Source organism: Verrucomicrobiia bacterium (assembly GCA_035629175.1).
In the GTDB taxonomy this organism is placed as follows: Bacteria; Verrucomicrobiota; Verrucomicrobiia; order Limisphaerales; family DASXHY01; genus DASXHY01.
In genome coordinates this window covers 44,391-51,204 of record DASPIL010000095.1, presented here as the reverse complement: position 1 = coordinate 51,204, position 6,814 = coordinate 44,391, and the positions used below count along the sequence as shown (strand labels likewise).

5 protein-coding genes are annotated in these 6,814 nt (G+C 57.4%); 3 read left to right on the top strand and 2 right to left on the bottom strand.

Annotated features, from left to right (window positions below; genetic code table 11):
- Positions 1-266: 266 nt before the first annotated feature.
- The 3 genes from panC (at position 267) to epsC (ending at position 4,403) form a co-directional block, all read left to right on the top strand.
- On the top strand, positions 267-1,130 hold the full coding sequence (panC, locus tag VEH04_16500; protein ID HYG24379.1) for a pantoate--beta-alanine ligase: 864 nt from the start codon (positions 267-269) through the stop codon (positions 1,128-1,130).
- 53 nt (positions 1,131-1,183) lie between these two features.
- Positions 1,184-2,779, top strand: a complete 1,596-nt coding sequence (gene nadB, locus VEH04_16495) for an L-aspartate oxidase (GenBank protein HYG24378.1) — start codon at positions 1,184-1,186, stop codon at positions 2,777-2,779.
- Between the two features lie 706 nt (positions 2,780-3,485).
- Entirely contained in the window at positions 3,486-4,403 is a 918-nt protein-coding gene (gene epsC, locus VEH04_16490; protein ID HYG24377.1) for a serine O-acetyltransferase EpsC, read from the top strand.
- A gap of 33 nt (positions 4,404-4,436) precedes the next feature.
- On the opposite strand, the gene VEH04_16485 is transcribed toward epsC, so the two are convergent.
- A complete protein-coding gene (locus VEH04_16485; protein ID HYG24376.1) occupies positions 4,437-5,336 on the bottom strand; it encodes a PfkB family carbohydrate kinase in 900 nt (299 codons plus the stop codon).
- A gap of 819 nt (positions 5,337-6,155) precedes the next feature.
- Complete coding sequence (gene thiE, locus VEH04_16480) at positions 6,156-6,803, bottom strand: thiamine phosphate synthase (protein HYG24375.1); 648 nt, start codon at positions 6,801-6,803, stop codon at positions 6,156-6,158.
- Between the last annotated feature and the right edge of the window lie 11 nt (positions 6,804-6,814).

The following is a 6,814-nucleotide window of genomic DNA, read 5'->3' as shown; positions in this document are numbered from 1 at the left end:
GAGCCGCGAACGAGCGTTCGAGGTCCGGCTCCGATCGGCGCTACCCCACTCGCCGACCACCCCGTCGAGCCGCTTCGCGGACAAGATAATCAGGTCACTTCCGCTCCGCGCGAAGTGACAAATTTAGATCAGGACTTGACCGGGCGAGAGGGTCAGTTGGTTATTACAGATCACCAGGATTTTACAGACGGTTAGTCCATCCCCGGTGGAGTGGGACATGCATTTCCAATTGCCACCCAGCACCGCCTTCCGCACTGTTCGGAATCATGCAGACAATTTCGAGCGTTCGTGCCATGCAACTCCGCGCCCTGGCTTGGCGCGGGCAACGGATCAGCATCGGGTTTGTTCCCACAATGGGTTACCTGCATGCGGGACACATCAGCCTCGTGCAGCGCGCGCGGCGGCTCGTGGGCGACGATGGCAAAGTGGTAATCAGCATTTACGTCAATCCGACACAATTTGGACCGAACGAGGATTTTTCCCGCTACCCGCGCGACCTGCAACGCGATCGCAATCTCTGTCGCGATGCTGGAGTCGATGTGGTGTTCACGCCAACCGACGACGCCATGTATCCAGGCCGCGCCGACGGATTGTACAGCACCTATGTGGTGGAGGAATCCTTGTCAAAACGAATGGAAGGCGCATCGCGGCCAGCCCATTTTCGCGGGGTGACAACGATTGTGGCAAAGCTGTTTAACATCGTTGTGCCCGACGCCGCCGTGTTTGGCGCAAAGGATTTTCAGCAGGCGGCAATTATCCGGCGCATGACGGCCGACTTGAACTTCCCCGTGAAAGTCATTGTCGCGCCGACTCTGCGCGAAGCCGACGGGCTCGCAATGAGTTCGCGCAACAAATACCTGGAAGGGGAACTGCGAACCCAGGCCCTGGTCCTTTGGCGTTGCATCGAGAAGGCCCGCGTCAGCGTTGCCAGGGGGCAGCGAATCACCGCGGACCGATTGCAGGCGCAGTTGTGCCAGCTGATCCAGGCAGAACCCGCAGCGCGGGTGGATTACATCGAGTTTTTCGATCCCAAAACGCTGCTGCCCGTGAAACAGGTGGGCAGGGGCGTGCAGATGGCGCTGGCGGTTTTCATCGGCAAGACACGGCTGATTGACAACGCGCTGCTATGACCTTCAAGAGCGTCCTTGATCTTTGAACATCGAAGTTTGAACTTTGGCGCCTCATGAAGCACTTCGATTTCCTCGTTCTGGGCAGTGGCATTGCCGGGCTGTCGTTCGCCCTTAAAGTCGCGCCGCACGGACGGGTCGGAATCATCACCAAAAAGAACAAAGCGGAGTCGAATACCAATTACGCGCAAGGCGGCATCGCGGCCGTGACGAGCAAGGAGGATTCCTTCGAGATGCACGTGCGCGACACATTGGAAGCGGGCGCGGGATTGTGTCATGAAGATGTGGTTCGAACGATCGTCGAGGAAGGGCCTGCTTGCATCCAGGAACTCATCGAGCTGGGAATGAAGTTCAGCGAACGCGAAGCTGCGGATTCGCCAGGCGGGCGCGAGCTGGATCTCGGGCGCGAAGGAGGACATTCCCGCCGCCGGATTCTTCACGCGAAGGATGTAACAGGCCGTGAAATCGAGCGCGCGCTGCTCGCGGCCATCGCCGCGCAACCCAACATCACCATCTTCGAAAATCACCTCGCCATCGATCTCATCACGAGCCAGAAACTTGGCTATCTCGGCGAAAACCGTTGCGTGGGTGTTTACGTCCTTAGCAAGGCGGCCGGACGCGTGGAGACGTTCGCCGCGCCCGTGACGCTGCTGGCAACGGGCGGCTGCGGGAAGGTGTATCTTTATACGACGAATCCCGATATCGCCACGGGCGACGGTGTCGCCATGGCTTACCGGGCTGGCGCTGCAATCGCGAACATGGAGTTCGTTCAGTTTCATCCCACCTGCCTTTATCATCCTGCCGCGAAGTCGTTTCTCATCAGTGAAGCGGTGCGCGGCGAAGGTGGCATTCTCAGGACTCTCGACGGCCGCGAATTCATGGACGCGTACCATCCGCTCAAATCGCTCGCTCCCCGCGACGTGGTGGCCCGCGCCATCGACAGTGAAATGAAAAAGAGCGGCGCGGATTGCGTGCATCTCGACATCACGCACAAGCCTGCAAAGTTCATCATCGAGCGTTTTCCGAACATTTACGAAACGTGTTTGCGTTATGGGATTGATATCACCAAGGAGCCCATTCCGGTCGTTCCTGCGGCGCATTACCAATGCGGTGGCGTTCAGACGAATGTGGATGGCGAGACCGAAATCGCGGGCCTGTATGCTGTCGGCGAAGCAGCCTGCACCGGCTTGCATGGCGCGAATCGGCTGGCAAGCAATTCATTGCTGGAAGCGCTGGTCTGCGCGCATCGGGCATCGAGAAAAGTCATTGGCCACGAACACCCGGCGAATGGATTGGAGATTCCTGACTGGCATTCCGGCAAGGCGAACAATCCTGACGAGCTCGTTGTCGTGGCGCATAACTGGGACGAGATTCGCCGCTGCATGTGGGATTACGTTGGAATCGTCAGGACCAACAAGCGGCTTCAGCGCGCGCTGAAGCGGATCGCCAATCTTCAGGAGGAAATCCAGGAATACTATTGGGACTTCATTGTCACGGCCGACCTGTTGGAGCTGCGCAATATTGCGACGGTGGCTGAATTGATCGTTCGCTGTGCACTGGGGCGTCCAGAGAGCAGGGGATTGAACTACAACCTGGATCATCCCGAAGCCCTGCCAGACTGGTCGCAGCGGGATAGCGTTATTCGGAAGTGAGGCGATGGGCCGCTGAGGCTTGCCACGCATGCAGACCGGGGAGGGACTAAAGGACTGAAGGACTGAAGGACCAAAGGACTAAAAGACTAAAAGACTAAAAGACTAAAAGACCAAGGGGCTAAAGAAACAAATAGCAATGGACCGCGGACCCGCAAACCTTCAACTTTCAACCGTCCACGCTCCCCTCTCCGTTATTTCTGCGTGCTCCTGTTCGATGTGTTTTCTTGGATCGTGGATGAACACGGATCAGAAAAGACGAAACGCCGTTTACGCGAATGACGAGAATTTTCGCTAATTGGAAGGGGGAAAGACAAGTAACCACGAATCACACGAAATAGGGCGCTGCCATTGGAAATGAAATCTGACCCCGGATGGACCCGGATTGTCAAACCAAACGCTGATAACTGAAAGTTCCACTACGGCCGCGTGGGTCACGCTGAAGCAGGCTGAAGCCTGCCCTCCCGTTCAAAGCCGGCTCCTTCGCGCGCTTCGCGGCCTCCGCGTGAGGTTATTTTGTTTGGCCACTCACAGGGAATATGGCGACGAAAGACCCAGCGCGTTCAGCTGCTCGAGACGTCGAGTCCCGTAGTCCCGTAGTCCCGTAGTCCCGTAGTCCCGTAGTCCCGCAGTCCTTTAGCCTCGCAGTTCGCTCGCAGAACGCACTTTGCCCTTTGAACTTTGAACCGGCTTGCGGAATACTGCGCCCGTGCAGCCTACGGTCACACAGTTGACAGATCGCCTCATCGCCTCCTACGCCAAGTCCGGCGGCATTAACCATCTCGACGGCAAAAACCTCCCGTCTAAGCGGACGATCACCGTTCTCACCATTGACCTGCTCCGCCTGCTGTTCCCGGGATTCTTCGATGAGAAACTGATTCATTCGTCAGAGATCAAGGTGGAAACCGCAGCGTTGCTGGACACCGTGCTTGGCGCGCTCGAGGACGAAGTCTACAAAAGCCTGGAATACAGCCCGCCGCCGGATGCCCCGCGGACGCATCTCCGCCAGCATGCTCACCAGCTCACCATGGAATTCCTCGGAAGCCTTCCCGCAATTCGCGAGTTGCTGCAGACCGACACGGAGGCTGCGTTCAACGGCGATCCCGCCGCGTTGAGCCGAGAGGAGATCATCGTGGCCTATCCCTTCATTGAAGCGATTGCCGTGCAGCGGCTCGCGCACGAGTTGTATCGCAAGAACATTCCGTTGATCCCGCGCATCATGACGGAATGGGCCCACGCGCGGACTGGAATGGATATTCATCCGGGCGCGAAGATTGGCACGCACTTCTTCGTCGATCACGGGACGGGAACGGTCGTGGGAGAGACCGCCGTGATTGGCAACCATGTGAAGATGTATCACGGCGTGACGCTTGGGGCGCGAAGCACGGCTGGAGGGCAGCAGCTTCGCGGCGCGAAGCGGCACCCGACCATTGAGGATCACGTGACAATTTACCCTGGCGCAACGATCCTCGGCGGCGAAACCGTCATCGGGGCGCGCAGCACGATCGGCGGAAACGTGTTCATCATGAACAGTGTCGCCCCCAATTCCCTCGTCATCTACGACGGACTGGACATGCGGGTGTTGAACAAGGCCGAAAAGACCACTGGATTGGATTTCCAGATCTAGGCCACCGTTCCGCCACGGCTGCCGCGCGGCCTTTCAGAACTTCACGAGCTTCTCGAGTTCCTTCACGCGCTGATTGATCTGTGCGCGAGTGACGTGCGTCGTTTTCGTGAGCCCGAAACCTTCGCAGCAGAACGATGCCGTGACACTGCCGAACACCATGCCTCGGCGGATGTTGTCGTCGATCGATCCCTTTGCAGTTGCGAGGTATCCCATCATGCCTCCGACAAACGAATCGCCGGCGCCCGTGGGATCCACCACTTTCTGAAGCGGGTAAGCGGGGCAGATGAAAAAGCCGCGCGGGCTCGACAACACGGAACCGTGCGAGCCTTTCTTGATGATGACGTATTTCGGCCCGAGCTTGTGAATTTTGCGGATGGCCCCGAACACGTTGTCTTCCTTCGTGAGCTGATGCGCTTCGCTATCGTTCAGCACGAAACCATCGACCTTCTTCAGCAGCTTGAGCAGGTCCGGCATTGCGATGTTGAGCCAGAGGTCCATGGTATCGGCGGCCACGAACCTGGGTTTTTCCATCTGCGTGAGCACGTGCGATTGCAGTGCGGGGGCGATGTTGGCCAGCAGCACGAATTCCGATTTCTGGTAGGACTTCGGCAGCGTCGGGGTGAACGTTTCAAACACGCCGAGCTCGGTGAGCAGGGTGCGCCGATTGTTCATGTTCACTTCGTATTCGCCCGACCAGTGAAACGTATTTCCCTCCAGGATTTGCAGGCCTTCGATGTCAATCTTGTGGCGGCGGTAGAGGTCGATGTAGCGCTTTGGAAAATCCTTGCCGACGACGCCTACGAGTTTGACCGGGCTGAAGAAGCTCGCGGCGACCGCGGCGTGACTGGCTGAGCCGCCGAGCAGGCGCGGGTTTTCCGCTTTGGGAGTTTTGATGGAATCCAGGGCGGTGGAGCCGACAATTAAAACGCTCATGCAGTGTTCAACAACAGATTGGCAGTTCAGGGTTCAAACGGATGGCGCGCAACATAAAGGGAGCCGGTGAACGCGGAAAGCCGAAAAACTTCGGCGCACCGCGTACAGAACCAAAGCCTTTGACCACGGATGGACACAGCGCGCCAGAGCCGCAACCAAAACGGCCGGAATGGGAAAACGGGTCTACGCGAATTTCACGAAATTGAAGAGAGGAACTTAACCACGGATGGACACGGAGAAACACGGATTCGGAAACAGCGTCGTCTGCCTTTTCTCTGTCATCTCTGCGTGCTCCTGTTCAAGGTTTCGGCGTATCCGATTTTAACCACGAACCACACGAACCACACGAAACCCCGCGCATGCGAAGGCTGAATGCGATGAATCGTTTTAGCAGCACTCCGCGAAATTAGCGGGATTCGCGTGAAGCCGTTTGCTGCAGGGGCGTTGAACAGAAGCTCGCAGAGATAGAGGACGAAGAGTTTGAGCGGATCGTCCAACCACGGATAAACATGCGCCTCGTAAAATGTTGCCAAAAGAACAAGAAGTTGCGGGATAGCAGTACGGATTCCGAAAAGGCAAAAATTGTCTTACGCCAATTTCGCGGCCTTCTCTCTGCCATCTCTGCTGACTCTGCGTGCTCCTGTTCAACCTTTCTTTCCTTCGCGCCCTTTGCGACCTCCGCGTGAGGCATTTCGGATTGAACCACGAATGGACACAGATGAACACGCACTGCCAGAAGGCGTGAAACGCTAAAGCCTGAAATGCCAACATCGAACCAAAACGGCGTTTACGCTAATTGCCGCGAATTACAGACCAAGTTTAACCACGGATGAACAGGCGCTCGCGAAAGGCGCGGCAGGCTTCTGCAACGTCGGGTGCGTTTAAAATTGCGGAGACGACGCAGATGCGCCGGGCCCCTGCCGCAATCACAGCGTCTATATTCGTAAGATTGATTCCTCCGATTGCGAACCAGGGGATCGTCACATTGGCCGCCGCCCAGCCGACGTAATCGAGCGTCACAGCCGTCGCATACGGCTTGGTGGGCGTGGCAAAGACGGGACCGATGGCGATGTAATCCGCCCCTGCAGCGATCGCGCGTTTCGCCTGGCTGGGCTCATGCGTGCTTAAGCCGATGTGCAGATTCACGCCCGCCGATTTCAGTTCCGAAACATGCGTGCGCCCTGCATCGAAAAAATCCTCCTGGCCGAGATGGCAAAGTTCCGCTCCCAGTTCCACTGCAACAGCGGGATGATCGTTGATCACAAGGCCCACGCCGTTGCGCTGGGTGATCGAAAGAATCGATTGCGCCATGCGGCGGACATCATCCAGCGGAGCATCCTTGGCGCGCAGTTGAATCAGGTCGGCGCCGCCGTCGCACAATTGTTGCGCAATCAATTCAGGACTCCGTCCGTTCAAACAGCTGGTATCAACGAATGTGTAAAGGCGGCACTCAGCGAGCGGTTTCATTGACATCGAGA

What these genes read in the sequence shown, in the direction of transcription:
- panC (HYG24379.1), top strand. Translation starts at nt 267, where the DNA reads ATGCAGACAATTTCGAGCGTTCGTGCCATGCAACTCCGCGCCCTGGCT.
- nadB (HYG24378.1), top strand. Translation starts at nt 1,184, where the DNA reads ATGAAGCACTTCGATTTCCTCGTTCTGGGCAGTGGCATTGCCGGGCTG.
- VEH04_16485 (HYG24376.1), bottom strand. Translation starts at nt 5,336, where the DNA reads ATGAGCGTTTTAATTGTCGGCTCCACCGCCCTGGATTCCATCAAAACT.
- thiE (HYG24375.1), bottom strand. Translation starts at nt 6,803, where the DNA reads ATGAAACCGCTCGCTGAGTGCCGCCTTTACACATTCGTTGATACCAGC.